The 17002-nt window shown below is 68.2% G+C and carries 18 protein-coding genes; 10 read left to right on the forward strand and 8 right to left on the reverse strand.

The features are described from left to right. Positions 1–276 precede the first annotated feature (276 nt). Positions 277–1002, forward strand: a complete 726-nt coding sequence (locus ACFRAQ_RS15255; RefSeq protein ID WP_379099522.1) for an MspA family porin — start codon at positions 277–279, stop codon at positions 1000–1002. A 24-nt stretch (positions 1003–1026) separates the two neighbouring features. Here ACFRAQ_RS15255 and ACFRAQ_RS15260 read toward each other — a convergent pair whose 3' ends face one another. Continuing rightward, entirely contained in the window at positions 1027–1512 is a 486-nt protein-coding gene (locus ACFRAQ_RS15260) for a polyketide cyclase (RefSeq protein ID WP_379099525.1), read from the reverse strand. 178 nt (positions 1513–1690) lie between these two features. Here ACFRAQ_RS15260 and ACFRAQ_RS15265 point away from each other — a divergent pair, with 178 nt between their 5' ends. Further along, positions 1691–1939 (forward strand): hypothetical protein, encoded by a 249-nt coding sequence (locus ACFRAQ_RS15265; RefSeq protein ID WP_379099528.1) that lies wholly within the window; start codon positions 1691–1693, stop codon positions 1937–1939. Positions 1940–1988: 49 nt separating this feature from the next. On the opposite strand, the gene ACFRAQ_RS15270 is transcribed toward ACFRAQ_RS15265, so the two are convergent. Together ACFRAQ_RS15270 and ACFRAQ_RS15275 are read right to left on the reverse strand one after the other, a co-directional pair. Continuing rightward, on the reverse strand, positions 1989–2801 hold the full coding sequence (locus tag ACFRAQ_RS15270; RefSeq protein ID WP_379099531.1) for a hypothetical protein: 813 nt from the start codon (positions 2799–2801) through the stop codon (positions 1989–1991). Between the two features lie 101 nt (positions 2802–2902). Next, a complete protein-coding gene (locus tag ACFRAQ_RS15275) occupies positions 2903–3754 on the reverse strand; it encodes a LysR family transcriptional regulator (RefSeq protein WP_379100276.1) in 852 nt (283 codons plus the stop codon). Between the two features lie 147 nt (positions 3755–3901). Here ACFRAQ_RS15275 and ACFRAQ_RS15280 point away from each other — a divergent pair, with 147 nt between their 5' ends. The 5 genes from ACFRAQ_RS15280 to ACFRAQ_RS15300 are packed head-to-tail and all read left to right on the forward strand — an operon-like array spanning position 3902 to position 8906. Next, entirely contained in the window at positions 3902–5350 is a 1449-nt protein-coding gene (locus tag ACFRAQ_RS15280) for a form I ribulose bisphosphate carboxylase large subunit (RefSeq protein ID WP_379099534.1), read from the forward strand. 13 nt (positions 5351–5363) lie between these two features. Continuing rightward, positions 5364–5786, forward strand: a complete 423-nt coding sequence (locus ACFRAQ_RS15285; protein WP_357081801.1) for a ribulose bisphosphate carboxylase small subunit — start codon at positions 5364–5366, stop codon at positions 5784–5786. 25 nt (positions 5787–5811) lie between these two features. Continuing rightward, positions 5812–6888: an AAA family ATPase gene (locus ACFRAQ_RS15290; protein WP_379099537.1), complete on the forward strand. Its 1077-nt coding sequence runs from the start codon at positions 5812–5814 to the stop codon at positions 6886–6888. Between the two features lie 16 nt (positions 6889–6904). Then, positions 6905–7981, forward strand: a complete 1077-nt coding sequence (locus ACFRAQ_RS15295) for a class 1 fructose-bisphosphatase (protein ID WP_357276474.1) — start codon at positions 6905–6907, stop codon at positions 7979–7981. 46 nt (positions 7982–8027) lie between these two features. Beyond that, positions 8028–8906, forward strand: a complete 879-nt coding sequence (locus ACFRAQ_RS15300) for a phosphoribulokinase (RefSeq protein WP_379099541.1) — start codon at positions 8028–8030, stop codon at positions 8904–8906. Between the two features lie 72 nt (positions 8907–8978). Here the strand turns inward: ACFRAQ_RS15300 and ACFRAQ_RS15305 are convergent, their stop codons facing one another. Then, the gene (locus ACFRAQ_RS15305) at positions 8979–9566 is read right to left on the reverse strand and encodes an HdeD family acid-resistance protein (RefSeq protein WP_379099544.1); all 588 of its coding nucleotides are present in this window, start codon (positions 9564–9566) and stop codon (positions 8979–8981) included. 84 nt (positions 9567–9650) lie between these two features. Continuing rightward, positions 9651–10322: a YoaK family protein gene (locus tag ACFRAQ_RS15310; protein ID WP_379100278.1), complete on the reverse strand. Its 672-nt coding sequence runs from the start codon at positions 10320–10322 to the stop codon at positions 9651–9653. Positions 10323–10509: 187 nt separating this feature from the next. Between ACFRAQ_RS15310 and ACFRAQ_RS15315 the strand changes: the two genes are divergently transcribed. Together ACFRAQ_RS15315 and ACFRAQ_RS15320 are read left to right on the forward strand one after the other, a co-directional pair. Continuing rightward, positions 10510–11676, forward strand: coding sequence for a thiolase family protein (locus tag ACFRAQ_RS15315; RefSeq protein ID WP_379099547.1), 1167 nt, complete (start codon positions 10510–10512; stop codon positions 11674–11676). Between the two features lie 154 nt (positions 11677–11830). Further along, positions 11831–12919, forward strand: a complete 1089-nt coding sequence (locus ACFRAQ_RS15320) for a winged helix DNA-binding domain-containing protein (RefSeq protein WP_379099550.1) — start codon at positions 11831–11833, stop codon at positions 12917–12919. 18 nt (positions 12920–12937) lie between these two features. Here ACFRAQ_RS15320 and ACFRAQ_RS15325 read toward each other — a convergent pair whose 3' ends face one another. Both ACFRAQ_RS15325 and ACFRAQ_RS15330 read right to left on the reverse strand, forming a co-directional pair. Beyond that, the gene (locus ACFRAQ_RS15325) at positions 12938–13357 is read right to left on the reverse strand and encodes a hypothetical protein (RefSeq protein WP_379099552.1); all 420 of its coding nucleotides are present in this window, start codon (positions 13355–13357) and stop codon (positions 12938–12940) included. 401 nt (positions 13358–13758) lie between these two features. Then, positions 13759–14235: a winged helix-turn-helix transcriptional regulator gene (locus tag ACFRAQ_RS15330; RefSeq protein WP_379099555.1), complete on the reverse strand. Its 477-nt coding sequence runs from the start codon at positions 14233–14235 to the stop codon at positions 13759–13761. Between the two features lie 101 nt (positions 14236–14336). Here ACFRAQ_RS15330 and ACFRAQ_RS15335 point away from each other — a divergent pair, with 101 nt between their 5' ends. Beyond that, positions 14337–15740 (forward strand): MFS transporter, encoded by a 1404-nt coding sequence (locus tag ACFRAQ_RS15335; protein WP_379099558.1) that lies wholly within the window; start codon positions 14337–14339, stop codon positions 15738–15740. Here ACFRAQ_RS15335 and ACFRAQ_RS15340 read toward each other — a convergent pair. Further along, positions 15737–16990: an MFS transporter gene (locus tag ACFRAQ_RS15340; protein WP_379099561.1), complete on the reverse strand. Its 1254-nt coding sequence runs from the start codon at positions 16988–16990 to the stop codon at positions 15737–15739. The genes ACFRAQ_RS15335 and ACFRAQ_RS15340 overlap by 4 nt on opposite strands. Positions 16991–17002: the final 12 nt, after the last annotated feature.

Here is a 17002-nt window from a genome sequence, read left to right on the forward strand (position 1 = left end):
GGCAACTGGCCGGCCTTCTCGCCGCGCGGACGCGTACCCGAATCCGTCGAGCCTCGGACTCCGCGGGGAGCAACCGGAATGCACATCAAGCCGGCTTCTCCTGTGCGGCAAGGATTCCCGGCCTGATCGCAGATCCGACACCATCGATTCGGGCCGGTCGACACGCGTGTCGCAGCGCACCGGTTCGGCACGATTTGCAGTTACGCTGCTATTCGGGACCTGCGCCAACGGTATCGAGCTCGTACACCTTTTCGAGAACGAGAACAGGATCCGGTTATGCGACATGCGCTCATGGCCGCCGCGGCAGGAACAGCCGTGGCCGGTGTGACCCTGGCGAGCCTCTGGGCCTGGGGTGCCGATACGGTCCGGGCTCAGCCGCCCGGCGGGGACATGTCATCCGCGGGCGTGCATGTCGTGGCGTCGGTCGACACCGTCGAGGTGAATCCGCCCGGCAACCGGACGCCGAACTTCCTGATGACGTTCTCGCATGCCGCGCAGATGTCGGGCAGCTACTCGGTCACCGTGGACGGTGGCCCGATCACGTCCGGTCAGGCCGTCGCGGGGTTCATCCTCGGCTGCGGGATCAGTGTGGCCGGCGGCGTCACCGTCGGTATCGAACCCAACCAAGGCTTGGCCGCCGCCATCGCCCCGTCGGTGACCCCCGGGAGCGTCTCCGTCAGCCCGCCGAGTGGGACGGTCGCGCCCAGCGCCTCGGTCACCCCGCCCGACATCAGTCTCGGACCCAGCGTGGGCGGGGCGCTGGGCGTGACGGAAGTCTTGACGGCCACCATGGGGCCCGGCCAGGTCACCACCGCGACCACGGCGACCGCGGCCCTGGACAGCGCCACCGAGTGGCCGTACCAGATCGCGTTCAACAACGCCGCGTTGAACGTCGCCCAATGTGCTTCGCCGGTGTCGGCGGTCCCCTTCGTCACCACCACGGTCGCCACCTCGAAGGGTGTGGTGCAGACCACCGCCTACGGCGACCAGTTCACCTTCTGAACCCGGCCGGTCGCCTGGGCCGCCCTACGGCGAAGGCAGTTCCGGCCGGGGCTTTCCCGGGGCGACGGTGCGGGCGAGGATGCCGAGGGTGGCGCGGAGAGCGCTTTCGGGGATGACCGGGAAGATATCGGCGTCCTTGAATTCCTGGGGAACCGCGGACCAGTCGTAGTAGGACGTCACGAGGGTGCCCGCTTCGATGGGCTCGAGGAGATAGCCGTAGACGTGGCCCGGTTCGACTCGGCCGCGAACGGTCCAGGCGATCTGCTTGTCCTGTTCGAATGCGACGATTTCGACGGTCACGTCGTACAGCCCCAGCGGGTAGTCGTTGAGGGCCTCGCGGTCCATGTGGACGACGAAAGTGTCACCGGTGGCGCTGACGGGGTCTCCGCTGGCCCCCATCAGCATGCCGGAGCTGTCGATGGAGACGTGACCTTGCGGATCGCTCAGGATGCTGAAGATGTCGGCCGCCGACGCGGCAACGGCCCGCTGCACTCGAAATTGTTCTGACACAACAGGATTCTACGCACGCGTACCGAGACCGCGCGACCCGGTGCACGCCCGATCCTGAAACCGCGGCGACGCGGGCTACCGCGCCCTGCCGCTGTCCGCGGCCTTACCCCGGCAGGAGCGCCTGAACTGGCGGATCGCCCTCGCCGCAGGCACACTCACCGCCACGCAGCACCGCGAATTGGCGGACCTGCTGACCGAGCCGACCGCCGACCCGAACCTCTCCGTGTGGCCGCGTCAGCTCTCGGGCCTCACGCTCGTGTCCGACGGCTATCTGCCCTTCCGTGACAATGTCGACGTCGCCGCCGCCCACGGCGTCACCGCGATCGTCGAACCCGCCGGAGCCCTGCGCGCCGACGCCATCATCGCCGCCTGCCGCGAACACCGGATCACCCTCGCGCGCACCGAGATTCGCATGTTCCACCACTGACACCTGCCCAGGCCACCGGCACCTGACCGCGTCGCAACCGATGCCGCGGTCAGCGTGGCCGGGTCGGCAGGACCGGGGGGACGAACGACGGTAGGGGAGAGTAGGAGAACGTGGGCTGGACGAAACTGGGCCGGACGAGCGTGAAATTGGGCTGTCGCGCCGGCGGATCCGTGTGGGGCGCACGTAACGCCATGGCGAGCACGAACACGAATACGCCTGCGATGGCCACCGCCGCCACCATGATCAGGGTGGATTCCCGCTTTCCCGGCTCGGCGGAGGGCGCTTGCCGTTGGGGGACGTTCCTCGTTCGAGGGGCGGATGGTGCGCGCGGCACCGCCGGGCGGCGAACCGGTTGGGCCTGATAGGATGCCACGCCCGCCTCGCGCAGCACCGTCGGCAGCGTGTGCTCGATCCTGTCGAGCATCGAACCCAGCACATCCGACTGCACGCGGTCCAGCAACTCGCGGCGCTGCAGACCGGCGTGCAGTGCCCGGGCGGCCGCCGCGGACTCATCGGCGATCAGCCCGAGAACGACCAGCCCGACCGGGATCGGCCAGAGGCGGTACCGGGTCGCCAACCGCCCGGACACCTCAAGGGCGATCGCACACTGATCGGTGAGCCGCACGTTCTCCCACCGCCCTGCGCCCCGGCTCGGCCGATCGATCATGCCCTTGCGCTCGATCGCGTCGGCATCTCCGGTGTCCAAGCAGATCCGTGACCAGTCACCCGATCCGTCCGCCCGCAGCAACGCCACCAGCAGGTCACCCGTGTCGATGGGAGCCGGTGCCCTGGCGACCGCCGCGAGTCGCAGCGCGACGACCACCGTCGTATGGAAGCGGGCACCATCAAGTACGCCAGCCATGACTCATCTCCCCCGGCTGGGCCGAAAAACGGAGTACGTAAGCTCCGTTTGCGAGGAGAGTACAGCCTCCACAGTGTCCTGTCAGGGGATCGCCGACGACCTCAGACACCACGAAATGCTTTGTCGCCGACTCGATCCGGGTCCGTGATATGGGAGAGGAACAGGCGCGCGGCGGGGGTGGGGGTGCGGGTGGTGACCGCGTGCCACGGGCGGGTGAGGGGGGTTCCCTCGACGGGGAGGATCTCCAGGCGGCCGGTGGCGAGGTCGGCGGCGACGGCGTCGGAGTGGATGAGGGTGATGCCGAGACCCTCGCGCGCGGCGGCCAGGGCGGCGCCGTGGGTGCCGAGAGTCAGTGTGGGCGGGTGGATCTGGAGGCGGTCGAAGAGGGCGAGGGTGGTGTCTCGGGTGCCCGAACCTTTGCCGCGCAGGAGCCAGGTGGCGTCACAGGGGTCGGGCCAGCGGGAGGGCGCGCCGACGACGACGAGTTGGCAGGGGCGGCGGGCACGGGTGATGAGGCCGGTGTCGCGAGGCGGGCGACCGGCGACCACGAGGTCGGTTTCGTGGTGGGTGAGTTCGAGGAAGAGGACGTCGCGGGGGTGGATCGACAGACCCAATTCGATATCGGGATACCGGGTTCGGAACGACGCCAGCAGGTGGAGCAGGACGTATTCGCCCGCGGTGGCGACGACACCGATGCGTAGCCGGCCGGTCTCGGCTTCCCGGACGGCGGCGTGCGCCTCCTTCATCAGACCGAGGATGCTGCGGCAGTAATCCGCATACACCCGTCCGGCTTCGGTGAGCGCGATGCCGCGCCCGGATTTGGTCACGAGTTTCGCGCCGAGTTGTTTCTCGATGTGTGCTACGGCCGCGGAGGCGGCGGCCTCGGTGATGTGCAACTGGGCGGCGGCGCGGCGAATGCTGGAGTGCTTGGCAACGGCGAGAAAGGTTTCCATACGCACCGCGCTCACCGTACCCATACTCAACGGTAGCAAACCCGACGAAAAGGTTGAGCGAGAACAGAAACAATCGAATTGTTTGTCGTTAACGGGCCCGTCATCCTGGGAATCGCAAGTGACCCAACCCGGTTCGCAGGAGGAAAGATGGCCGGATCTGACGATGATCAGCGCAGCCGGTGGGATCCGGGCGTGCAGTCGTACGCGTCGATGGGATACTACAACCCGGACTACGAGCCGAAGGACACCGACGTCCTCGCGGTCTTCCGGGTGACGCCCCAGGACGGCGTCGACCCGATCGAGGCGTCGGCGGCCGTCGCCGGTGAATCCTCCACCGCCACTTGGACAGTCGTCTGGACCGACCGTCTCACCGCGCACAACCGGTACCAGGCCAAGTGCTACCGCGTCGAGGAGGTGCCGGGTCGCCCGGGCGAGTACTTCGCCTACGTCGCCTACGATCTGGACCTCTTCGAGGAGGGTTCCATCACGAACCTCACGTCCTCGGTGATCGGCAATGTATTCGGTTTCAAACCGCTGAAGGCATTGCGGCTGGAGGATATGCGTATTCCCGTGGCGTATGTCAAGACCTTCCAGGGACCGCCGCACGGAATCGTGATGGAGCGCGAGTATCTCAACAAATACGGCCGCCCCCTGCTGGGCGCGACGGTGAAACCGAAACTCGGGCTCTCCGCGCGCAACTACGGCCGTGTGGTGTACGAGGCCTGCAAGGGCGGACTCGATTTCACCAAGGACGACGAGAACATCAACTCGCAGCCGTTCATGCGCTGGCGTGACCGCTACCTGTTCGCCATGGAGGGCGTCAACCGCGCCATCGCCGAAACCGGTGAATTGAAGGGCCATTACCTCAATGTCACCGCCGCCACCATGGAGGACATGTACGAGCGCGCGGAGTTCGCGAAATCGCTCGGCAGCTGCATCATCATGATCGACCTGACGGTCGGCTACACCGCCATGCAGTCCATCTCGAAGTGGGCGCGCACCAACGGCATGCTGCTGCATCTGCACCGGGCCGGGCACTCCACCTTCACCCGCCAGAAGACGCACGGCGTCAGCTTCCGGGTCCTGGCCAAGTGGTGCCGGCTGATCGGCGTCGACCACCTGCACGCGGGCACGGTCATCGGCAAGCTCGAGGGCGACCCGCACACCGTGCGCGGCTTCTACGACACCCTGCGCGACAACCACATCCCCACGAACCCGGTCAACGGCATCTTCTTCGACCAGGACTGGGCCAGCCTGCCCGGCGTCATGCCGGTCGCCTCCGGAGGCATCCACGCCGGCCAGATGCACCAGCTGCTGGACCTGTTCGGCGACGACGCCATCCTGCAGTTCGGCGGCGGCACCATCGGCCACCCGATGGGCATCGCCGCGGGCGCGGAGGCCAACCGGGTCGCGCTCGAAGCGGTGGTCAAGGCACGCAACGAGGGTCGCGATCTGCTCAAGGAGGGCCCGGACGTGCTGCGCCGCTCCGCCGAGAGCTGCCGCCCGCTCGAGGTCGCCCTGCAGACCTGGGGTGACGTCACCTTCGAATACACCTCCACCGACGCCCCCGACGCCGTCCCCACGGCCTCCCGCTGAAAGTCGAGCCACCATGCATCTGCGCCAAGGCACCTTCTCGCACCTGCCGGACTTCGACGACACCGAGATCGCCGCCCAGGTCCGCTACGCCCTGCTCAACAACTGGCCGGTGTCGATCGAGTACACCGACGATCCGCACCCGCGCAACAACTACTGGGAGATGTGGGGCCTGCCCCTGTTCGATCTGGACGAGCCCGACGGCGTGCTCGCCGAGATCAACGCCTGCCGGGCCACGTTCCCGCGGCACTACATCCGCGTCAATGCCTACGACGCCTCCTACGGCCGCCAGACCACGGCGCTGAGCTTCATCGTGCAGCGCCCGGCCGACGAACCCGGTTTCCGCCTCGACCGCACCGAGGGCGCGGACCGCAGCCAGCGCTACGGCTTCCACGCCTACTCGTCGGATCAGCGATCCGGCCAAAGATACGGCGGCTGAACACCTTTCGGATCAGGAGGTTATCGTGAGCTCGGAACACCCCGCGGCATCGGACGGTCGGCAGCCTGCAGCCGGCCGCCCGGCGGGCGGGTTCCAGATGCATCGGCCCGGGGCCACGAGCCCCGGCCCGCTGCGCGGTCCGGCCGCCGACGCGTCTCCCCGACCAGAGGACACCGTGGCGGCCGGCCACCTACTGGAACCGCTGGCCGACGACGCCGTCCTGGATCTGTCGACCGACGTCGCGGGCAAGGACGTCGAGGACACCCTCACCCGCCTGGACGCCGAACTGGTGGGCCTGGCCAATGTCAAACGCCGGGTGCGCGAGATCGCGGCCCTGCTGCTCATCGATCGGGCCCGCCAGCGCTTCGGCCTGCAGGCCACCCGCCCGACCATGCACATGAGCTTCACCGGCGGCCCCGGCACCGGCAAGACCACCGTGGCGCTGCGCATGGCCGAGATGCTGCACGCCCTCGGGTACATCCGGAAACCCAAGGTGCACACCGTCACCCGCGACGACCTGGTCGGCCAGTTCATCGGCCACACCGCGCCCAAGACCAAGGAGGCGCTGGCCAAGGCCGCCGGGGGAGTGCTGTTCATCGACGAGGCCTACTACCTGTTCCGCCCCGAGAACGAGCGCGACTACGGACAGGAGGTCATCGAGATCCTGTTGCAGGAGATGGAGAACGAGCGCACCAGCCTGGTGGTCATCTTCGCCGGCTATCCGGACCGGATGGACACCTTCTTCTCCGCCAACCCCGGCCTGTCCTCGCGGGTGGCCCACCACATCGAGTTCCCCGACTACACCCACGACGAGCTGATGGCCATCGGCGAGCTCATGGTGCGCCAGGAGAACTTCCGCTTCGATCCCGAAGCCGCGCAATCCTTCTCGCGCTACCTAGAGCTGCGCATGGCCCGCCCCCGCTTCGCCAATGCCCGCAGCGTGCGCAATGCCCTCGACCGCTGCCGGCTGCGGCAGGCCAAACGCCTGGTCGAACTGCATCGGCCGGTCGGCCGCACCGATCTGATCACCCTGACGGACAGCGACGTCCTCGGCAGCAGTGTGTTCACGGACGCCCTCGCCGACGAGGGGGCATCTCCATGAGGGAATGAGAGGGACTGTGCCCGAAGGATTGAAGACCCTGACCCGGTACACCATCGAGCAGGAGCACAAGCATCCCGGCTCCTCCGGGGAGTTCTCGGCGCTGCTGAACGTGCTCGCCACCGCCACCAAGATCATCGCGAATCAGGTGACCCGGGGCGCCATCGTAGGCTCCCTGGGCGCCTCCGATGCCGGCCACCTGCCGGTCACGGTGCATCGCAAGATGGATGCCATCGCCAACGACATCATGGTGTCGGAAAGCCAGTGGACCGGACCGCTGGCCGCCCTGGTGTCGGAGCAGATGCGCGAATGCCATCAGGTGCCCACCGAGATCCGGCGCGGCAAGTACCTGCTCGCCTTCGACCCGCTCGACGGGTCGAGCAATATCGACGTGAACCTGCCGGTCGGCACGATCTTCAGCGTGCTGCGCGCACCCGAGGACGGGCGCGTCCCGGCCGGGCACGACTTCCTGCAACCGGGCGTGCAGCAGGTCTGCGCGGGCTTCACCCTGTACGGGCCCGCGACCATGCTGGTGCTGACCACCGGCAACGGCGTGGACGGGTTCACCCTCGACCGCGAGGTCGGCGCGTTCGTGCTCACCCATCCGCGCATGCGCATCCCGGACGACACCTCCGGATTCGCGATCAACGCCGCCAACGAACGGTTCTGGGAGCGCCCGGTGCGCCGCTACGTCCACGAATGCCTCGAAGGCGTGGACGGGCCGCGCGGGCGCGACTTCAATATGCGCTGGGTCGCCTCGCTGGTGGCCGACACCTTCCACATCCTCACCCGCGGCGGGCTCTACATGTATCCGCGCGACACCCGCAATCCCGAACGGCCGGGCCGGGTCTCGCTGCTGTACGGGGCCAATCCGATCGCCTTCGTGGTCGAGCAGGCCGGGGGAGCGGCCTCCACAGGGCACGAACGCGTGCTGGACGTACGTCCCGAGGAACTGCATCAGCGGGTGCCGTTCATCTTCGGCTCCCGCAACGAGGTCGAGCGGATCGAGCGCTATCACCGCGAACCGGAGGAGGGGCCCAGCTTCGACGCCTCGCTCTTCGGTTCCCGCTCACTGTTCCGCGCGGCCCGTCATTGAACGGCCGGGCGCGCGAAACCTGCTGTCCGGCAATCGAGGAGGTGCCATGTCGGTCAAACATCCCGTGGTCGCGATCACCGGGTCGTCCGGTGCGGGGACGACCAGCGTCACGCGAACCTTCCAGGAGATATTCCGCCGCGAGGGAATCAACGCGGCCATCGTGGAAGGGGATTCGTTCCATCGCTACGACCGCAACGAGATGAAACTGGCCATGGCCGAGGCCGAACAGCAGCGCAATCTCACGTTCTCGCATTTCGGGCCGGAGGCGAATCTGCTGCCCGAACTCGAGACGCTGTTCCGCGATTACGGGGAAACCGGAGTCGGGGCGGTACGCCGCTATCTGCACGACGACGAGGAGGCCAAACCCTACGGGCAGCCCGCGGGCACCTTCACGCCGTGGGTGGAGCTGCCACCGGGCAGCGACCTGTTGTTCTACGAGGGCCTGCACGGGGCCGCGGTCGGCGAGGACGTCGATGTCGGGCGGTACACCGACCTGCTGGTGGGCGTGGTGCCGATCATCAATCTGGAGTGGATTCAGAAGGTGCACCGCGACAAGACCGAACGCGGCTATTCCAGCGAGGCCATCATCGACACCATTCTGCGGCGCATGCCCGACTACGTGAAACACATCTGCCCGCAGTTCTCGCGGACCTATGTGAACTTCCAGCGGGTGCCGACGGTCGACACCTCGAATCCCTTCACCGCCCGGACGATTCCGACCGCGGACGAGAGTTTCGTGGTGATCCGCTTCGCCGACCCGAAGGTGATCGACTTCCCGTATCTGCTGTCCATGCTGCACGACTCGTTCATGTCGCGGCCCAACAGCATCGTGGTGCCGGGCGGGAAGATGGATCTGGCCATGCAGCTCATCTTCACGCCGCTGATCCTGCGGCTCATGGACAAGCGGCCGAAGCGGCTGCGCTGAGAATATCCGCGCCTCAACGAGAATGGCGGCCACCCCGATTGTGGGGCGACCGCCATGTCGGTTGTCGGAAGACTATAGGTTCGCGGCGACGTGCTTGGCCGTGCGCTTGACCTGGAACGCCGAGATGACCTCGAAGATGCCGATCACGATCAGCCAGCAGCCGACCACGACGACCAGAGTGGTGATGGAGCGGAACGGCTCCACGATCAGCAGGCCGCCACCGACGATCAGCAGGATGCCGAACAGGATCTGCCAGCCCCGGCCCGGAACCGCGGAGTCCGACATCGCGGCCACCAGCACCGCGGTGCCGCGGAAGATCCAGGTGATACCGATCCACAACGCCAGCAGGCCGATCGCCTGGAACTCGTTGCGGAAGCAGAAGAAGCCCAGGATGAACGACAGGATGGCGGTGATGAACGACAGCACCCGCATCCAGGCGCTGACATGCAGACCGAACGCCGCGATCAGCTGGAAGACGCCGGAGACGAGCAGGTAGATACCGAACAGGACACCCGCGACCACCAGGGTCGGTCCGGGCCACACCAGGATCAGGATGCCCAGCACCACCGAGAGAATGCCGGTGACCAGGATCGACTGCCACGCGCTGCGGGCCAGTGTTTGAACCGGCCCCTCGAAAACTCCCTCTTTGCTGGTTGTCATGTTGTGCAGAATATGACCAGTTCGCCGCATTTGCGGTCAATTAGCCATGTGTTGCCTGGCTGTGACCTGCCCGTGTCGCGCGGTTCAGCTCTCGTCTATCGCCCGTCGGACCGTGCGCCGCACCCAGCGGATGTCGGCTCGCCAGGTGTAGGAGGCCACCAGCAGCGACCCAGCGACGGCGGCGTTGAGCATGTAGGCGCCGTCGACCACCACCGCGACCAGGCCGCCGATGAGCGCGCCCGTACCGAACGAAAAGTATTGCGTCGCATAGCCCAACCAGTCGCGGGCGCTGCCGCCGCCGAAGGCATGCCGCTCGATGCCCTGTGCGAGTTTCACCATCGTGCCGGTGACGTAACTGACCGGGATCGACACCTCGCCGTTCTTCACGAACGAGGTGTTCAGCGCGCCCATGCCGAAGGCGACGAAAAGAATGGGGACCAGGCCGATGCCGCGCTCGTCGAGGATGTTGTCGACGATGGCCGCGCACGCCAACGCGACGGTGGTGAGCATGGTCGCGCCGTGCGGGTGATTGGTCCACCAGTACCGCCGGCAGATCGAGGCGACGAAGACGCCGGCCAGGAAGCAGGCGATGATCGAGGCCGCGCCCAGGGCCAGGGTGTAGTCGCCGGCGAAGTTGCCGAGAATCGCGCGTTCGGTATTGCCGGTCATGAAGGTGACGAAGTAGCCCTCGGAGTGGGCGTAGGCGGCCGCGCCGATGAATCCGGCGAGCACCGACAGTACAGCGGACAGCCGCATCTCGAGGTCCCAGAAGGGGGCGTGGGTTCGATTGCTGGTGGCGGTCACAGCAACAGGTTAGCAATCGGAATCAGGGCGACAGGGAGACTGGAAATCCGGGTGCTGACGGCGCCACCGGTCGTGGGGTACAGTTCCTATGTTAACCGAAATTCGCATCCGGATCGTCCGCTGGGAACAGGGAGAAGTCATGACTTCCGCCGTCATCGTCGACGCCATTCGCACCCCGTCCGGAAAGGGGAAAGCCGGTGGCGGCCTGTCCGAAGTCCATCCGGCCACCCTGCTCGCGGGAGTACTGGGCAGCCTGATCGAACGCACCGGAATCGACCCCGCGCTCGTCGACGATGTGATCGGCGGTTGCGTCACCCAGAGTGGTGAGCAGGCGTTCAATATCTCCCGCACCGCGGTGCTCGCGGCAGGCTTCCCGGAAGCGGTGCCCGCCACGACAGTGGACCGACAGTGCGGATCCTCACAGCAAGCCGCCCATTTCGCCGCCCAGGGCGTCATCGCCGGGGCCTATGACATCGCCATCGCGTGCGGCGTCGAGTCCATGTCGCGAGTGCCCATGTTCTCCAATGCCCAGGGCCAGGACGCCAACCGCGGCCCGATCGCGCACCGCTACCCGGACGGCCTGGTGCAGCAGGGCATCGCGGCCGAGGTGCTGGCCGCGCGCTGGAAGCTGGACCGGACCGCCCTGGACGAGTTCGCCGCCCGCTCGCACCGATCGGCCGCCGCCACCGCCGCGGTCGGGGGCTTCGACAACGAACTGGTGCCGGCGGGCACGATCAGCGCCGACGAGACCATTCGGGCCACCACCACCGTCGAGGGCCTGGCCGGACTGAAGCCCGCCTTCACCGACGCCGAATTCAAGGCCCGCTTCCCGGAGATCGAATGGTCGATCACCCCGGGCAACTCCTCGCCGCTGACCGACGGCGCCTCCGCCGCGCTCATCATGAGCGAGGAGAAGGCCGCCCAGCTCGGCCTGAAGCCGCGCGCCCGCTTCCACTCCTTCGCCGTCACCGGCGACGACCCGCTGCTCATGCTCACCGCCGTCATCCCCGCCACCCGCAAGGTGCTGGCTCGCGCCGGGCTGTCCATCGACGATATCGACGTCTACGAGGTGAACGAGGCCTTCGCGCCGGTGCCGCTGGTGTGGGCGCGGGAGCTCGGCGCCGACCCTGCCAAGCTCAACCCGCGCGGCGGCGCGATCGCCCTGGGCCACCCGCTCGGCGCGTCCGGCGGCCGCATCCTGTCCACCATGCTCAACCACCTCGAGCAGACCGGCGGTCGCTACGGCCTGATGACCATGTGCGAGGCCGGTGGCCTGGCCAACGCCACCATCATCGAACGCCTCTGACAATGCGCGCCTGACACGGGAACCCGCGCCGGACGCGATGGACGGCACGTCGGCGCACCCACTGGATCACGGCCCGCGTCGGTCCTCGGTCGTATGCTCTGGCCGTTGCGGTCGAGCGGGTTCTGGAGGCGTGGTGCGGGTTTCGTGGGATCAGATGTTCGCCTGGCGAGTGCGGCGGCAGTTCGTGGATCAGCGGACCCACTCGAACGCGGCGGCCGTGGCCGAACGGCTGTGCGGGGTGCAGGCACAGGTCACCTCGGCCGCGGAAACGGCTGTGGCGCTGCGGCGTTCAACGGGGAAGCCCGGCGCGGTCGTCGACGCGCTGGGGGAGGGGACACTGCTCAAGACCTGGGCCATGCGCGGGACGCTGCACGCCATGACGCCGGAGCAGGGCGCGGCCGCGCTCTCGCTCATGGCCTCGGCGCGGACCTGGGAGAAACCGGCGTGGACCAAGGCCTCCGGGGCGACACCCGAGGATGTCGCCGCGCTGGTGAAAGCGGTCGGCGGGATTCTCGACGGGCAGGTGCTCACGCGGGACGAGCTGGTGTCGGCCCTGATCGCCGAACCGCGCTTCCAGCCGCTGGAGCAGCACCTGCGCTCGGGGTGGGGGTCGATGCTCAAGCCGCTGGCCTGGCAAGGGGCGCTCTGCTACGGCCCGGCGCGCGGCACCTCGGTCACCTTCACCAATCCCGCGCACGTCGTGCCCGGGTGGGCCGGCATTCCGGAACCCGATGACGCCGCGCCCACGATCGTCCGCGCCTACCTCGGCGCGCACGGCCCGGGGTCGCCGGAGATCTTCAATACCTGGCTGACTCGCGGATTCCTCAGCAAAACGACTGTGCGCCGCTGGTTCTCGGCACTGGGAAACGAACTGACGGAGATCGACGTCGAGGGCCGCCGCGGCTACTTCCTGACCGAGCACCTCGACGAGCTGGCGCAGACGAAGCCGACCTCCGCGGTTCATCTACTCGGTCAGTTCGACCAGTACGTGCTGGGCCCGGGCACCGGCGACACCGTGCTGCTGCCGGGCGACCATCGCGCTAAGGTCAGCCGCACCGCGGGCTGGATCTCGCCGCTGGTGCTGGTCGGCGGCCGGATCGCCGGTACGTGGGAGGCCGAGGACGGCACACTGGTCGTGTCCATGTTCGACGGCGCGCCCGTGCCGACCGCCGAGATCACCGCTCAGCTGCCGACGGTCGCCAAGGCCACCGGACACCAGCTCACGGGCGTCCGGGCCGCCTGACTCCGATAGTGGTGCGGTTCAGTTCGATTCGACGACCGGATCGACCCACACCCACCACCCGGTGTCGGCGATGGTGACGGCGATCGCGCGTCCGTCCACCTCGACCTCGGCGGTGCCGGGGCGGTCGGCGCGACCATAGGCCCATCGCACGCCGCTCACGTTCGAGCCGTAGCCGAGCACGTAGACCGAGCCGCGACTGCCCACCGCGATGAACTCGCCCGCGCCGACACTCATCCCGGCCCGCCATTCGCCGTCGTCGAGGATCAGCTCGTCGAGGTCGATCTCGGAACCGTCGCCGTTGGTGTCGACGAGCGCGAACGCGTACGCGCCGTTGCTCGCCAGCGCCAGCACGCGCGAATGCCGCGGATGCCAGCCGCCGACCGCCAGGACGGTCTCCGGGCTCGGCCGGGTGGACTCACTCGGTTCAGCGGGACGCACCGCCACCACCTTTCTTCCGCATGCCGCGGAAACCAGCTGAGAAACCAGGGCACCGCGGAGCAGGCGAGGACCGCCTGCGCGAGATACCTGGTCGAATTGTCCGGGAGGCCCAGATCACGATCAAGCTGCCCCTCCGGAGAGCACCAGGCCCGCGGAGATGACCAGCGCGACGATATGCTTCCGGTCCCACCGGGTCCGGCGACTGTCAGGCCTGTCGAGATCCCCCCGAATCCGTTGTGCGCGACCCGCTTCGACAGCGCGCCACTCCACGGATTCTAGGGCACCGATCGGTTCGCGGCCCGTGGGTGCTCCCGCGCGTGGCACGGGCTGGACGCGATCATCAGCGGCCGGGCAGCAACGCCGGGGTGCGGGCGGCACCCCGGGGTCGGAGGGTTCATGGCTCAGCCGCGAGCGGGCAGCAGGTCCGGGTCATGGGCGCCCGGGCCCAATTGCAGGCGCAGGTCTTTCGAGGCGACGGGCTCACCGCATTCGGAGCAGGCGGGCTGGACGGTCATGGTGTGGCCGCAGCCGGTGTGCACGGCTTCGATCGGCGGACCGTCGGGGGCCGCCCATTCGTCGCCCCATTGCCGCATGGCGGCGAGGATCGTCCACAGGGAGCGGCCCTTGTCGGTGAGGCGGTAGTCGTAGCGGACCGGGTTGTCCTGATAGGGGGTCTTCTCCAGGACTCCTTGCTCGACCAGGTGTTCCAGGCGCTGGGTGAGCACATTGCGGGCGATGCCGAGGCGGGTGCGGAAGTCGTCGAAGCGGGTCACCCCGAACAGGGCGTCCCGCACGATCAGCAACGTCCACCACTCGCCGACCACCTCCAGGCATTGGGCGATGGAGCAGTTCATGTCCTCGAAGCTGGTTCGCCGCATATCCCACAGCATAGTCGGTTGCTTGAAGAGACTCACTACCTTATGGTCAGTCGCATGATGCAACTCACTGGGCTCGATGCCCCGAGACATGGGGGAGAGCGATGAATGCCGTTGTCACACAGGAGGAGCGGCGGGCAGTCGATTCGCGGGTGGTGCTCGGCATCGTCGCGGTGGCGGTGCTGCTGTCCAGCCTGGACCTGTTCATCGTCAATGTGGCGCTGCCGCGGATAGCCGAGGATTTCTCGGGTGCGCGGATCTCCGGGCTCTCGTGGGTGCTCAACGCGTATGCGATCGTCTACGCGGCCCTGCTGGTGCCCGCGGGACGGCTCGGTGACCGCAATGGGCACAAGACGACCTTCCTGACCGGGCTCGGCGTCTTCGTGCTCGGGTCGGCGTTGTGCGCGGTGGCCCCGAACACGGGAGCACTGGTCGCGTTCCGGGTGGTCCAGGCCGCCGGCGCGGCACTGCTCACCCCGTCCTCGCTCGGCCTGCTGCTGGCCGCGACACCGGCCGAGCGGCGGGCGACGGCGGTGCGACTGTGGGTAGCCTTCGGCGGTCTGGGCGCTGCGCTGGGCCCCGTGCTCGGCGGACTGCTCGTCGAACTGCATTGGCGCTGGGTGTTTCTGGTGAACGTGCCGCTGGGAATCATCGCCCTGCTGGTCGGCGTCCGGTTGCTGCCGCGACCCGCGGGCACGGGCGGCCCCCTGCCCGATGGGGTCGGCGCGCTCTCGCTGATCGCCTCGGTGGGTTCGCTCATCCTGGCCGTGGTGAAGGGACAGGACTGGGGCTGGGGATCCGCGGGAGTGCTCGGTGCGGTCGCGGCGACCATCGTCTTCGCGGCAGTCTTCGTGTTCTCTTCACGCCGCCACCACAGCCCCGTCGTCGATCCGGGCCTGCTGCGCGTCCCGAACTTCACTGTCGTGCTCGGCAATTCCCTGCTGTTCAACTTCGCCTTCGCGGGCATGCTGCTCTCGGCGGTGCTCTGGATGCAGAACGTCTGGGGCTGGTCCGCATTGAAGACCGGCCTCGGCATCGCACCCGGCCCCCTGGTCGTGCCGGTCGTCGCGATCGCGGCGGGCCCCTTCATCGCCCGGGTCGGCGTCGGCCGAGTCCTCGCCCTCGGCGGAATCGCCTTCGCGGCCGGAATCATCTGGTGGGCCCAGGCCGTCGCCCTGCACGCCAACTACGCGGCCGGGCTCCTCGCTGGGATGCTGCTGACCGGCCTCGGCGTCGGCCTGACCCTGCCGACCGGCACCGCCGCCGGCACATCGGGCCTGCCGCCCCAGCAATTCGCGACCGGCTCGGCCGTCCTCACCATGGCCCGCCAGCTCGGAATGGCCGTAGGCGTAGCGGTTCTCGTGGCGGTACTGGGCTCACCGCACGGCGGACCGGCAACCCTGGACGCCTTCCGCCACGGCTGGTACGTGATCGCCGCCGCGTCCGTCGCCGCGGGAGCATTGGGCCTGGCGGTACGAATGCCCAAGCCTGCCGCCACCTCCGGCTAGGCCCGCGACCGCGCGGTTTCGGAGAGGCCCGGGCCGGTGGCGCCGCCCGGGCGCTCCTCGCGGGGGAGGAGCAGTGGGCTGGCCAGGATCAGCAGGCCCGCGACCGCGATGGCCGCGCGGGGGCTGGTGACGCTCGCGAGGAGTCCGCCGAGGGCACTGAGTCCGGCGATGGCGAGACCGCTGCTGATCGACCACGCCGAGAGGGTGCGGGCGACAAGGTCTTTCGGCGTGTGTTCGAGGCGGTAGGTGGCCAGCACCGGGGTGTAGAGGCTCATATTGATGATGATCGCGAGCTCTACCACGATCACAGTCACGAGGCCGAGGACGCCGGGCTGGACGAAGACGAGGCCGATCAGCCAGATGGCGCGCAGGGTGCCGACCGTGCGGAGCACGCGGAACTGGCCATGGCGAGCCACCACCCGGGCCGCCAGGCGGGAGCCGATGAGGCCGCCGAGGCAGGGGGCGGCGAAGGCCAGGCCGTATTGCCAAGGGCTGAAGTGGAGTTCGCGGAGCAGGAGGACGGCGAGCAGGGGCTCGGTCGTCATGATCAGGCCGTTGACGAGAAGCTGGTTGAGATAGAGGGACCGGAGGCCGGGGTGGCTCAGCAGGTGCCGCCAGCCTTCCAGGAGGTCAGCGGTTCGGGGGGTGCTCACGGTTTTCTGGTGGGGGCGTTGCTCATTGCCGCCGATCGCGGTGACTGCGAAGGCCGACAGCAGGTAGCTGACCGCGTCGGCGATCACGGTGACGACCGGACCGAATACGCCGATCGCCGCGCCGCCCAGCGGGGGTCCGAGGGCGATGGAACTCCAGTTGGTCGATTCGAATCGTGCGTTGGCGACCAGCAGGTCGTCCGGGCGGACGAGTGACTTCAGGTATGCGCCACTCGCGGCGCCGAAGACGATCTTGGCCGCGGCGACGACGGCCGAAACGAGCAGCAACTGGGCGAAGCCGAGATGCCCGAGGGCGTAGGCGATCGGGATGCTCAGCATGATCGCGAATCGCAGCAGGTCCATCGCGATCATCACCGGGCGCTTGGGCTGGAACTCCACCCAGGGGCCGAGCGGCAGGGCGATCAGCGCGCCGACCGCGGGCCCGACGGCCGCCAGCGTGGAGACCTGAATGGGGCTGGCGTGCAATACGGTGACGGCGATCAGCGGGAGGGCGCCGAAGCCCAGGCCGGAGCCGTAGGCGCTGACCGCGTAGGACGCCCACAGCCATCCGAACTCGCGGCCCAGTGCTCGTCTGGCCATCACGCTGCCTAC

This window comes from Nocardia sp. NPDC056611, from assembly GCF_042792755.1.
In the GTDB taxonomy this organism is placed as follows: domain Bacteria; phylum Actinomycetota; class Actinomycetes; order Mycobacteriales; family Mycobacteriaceae; genus Nocardia.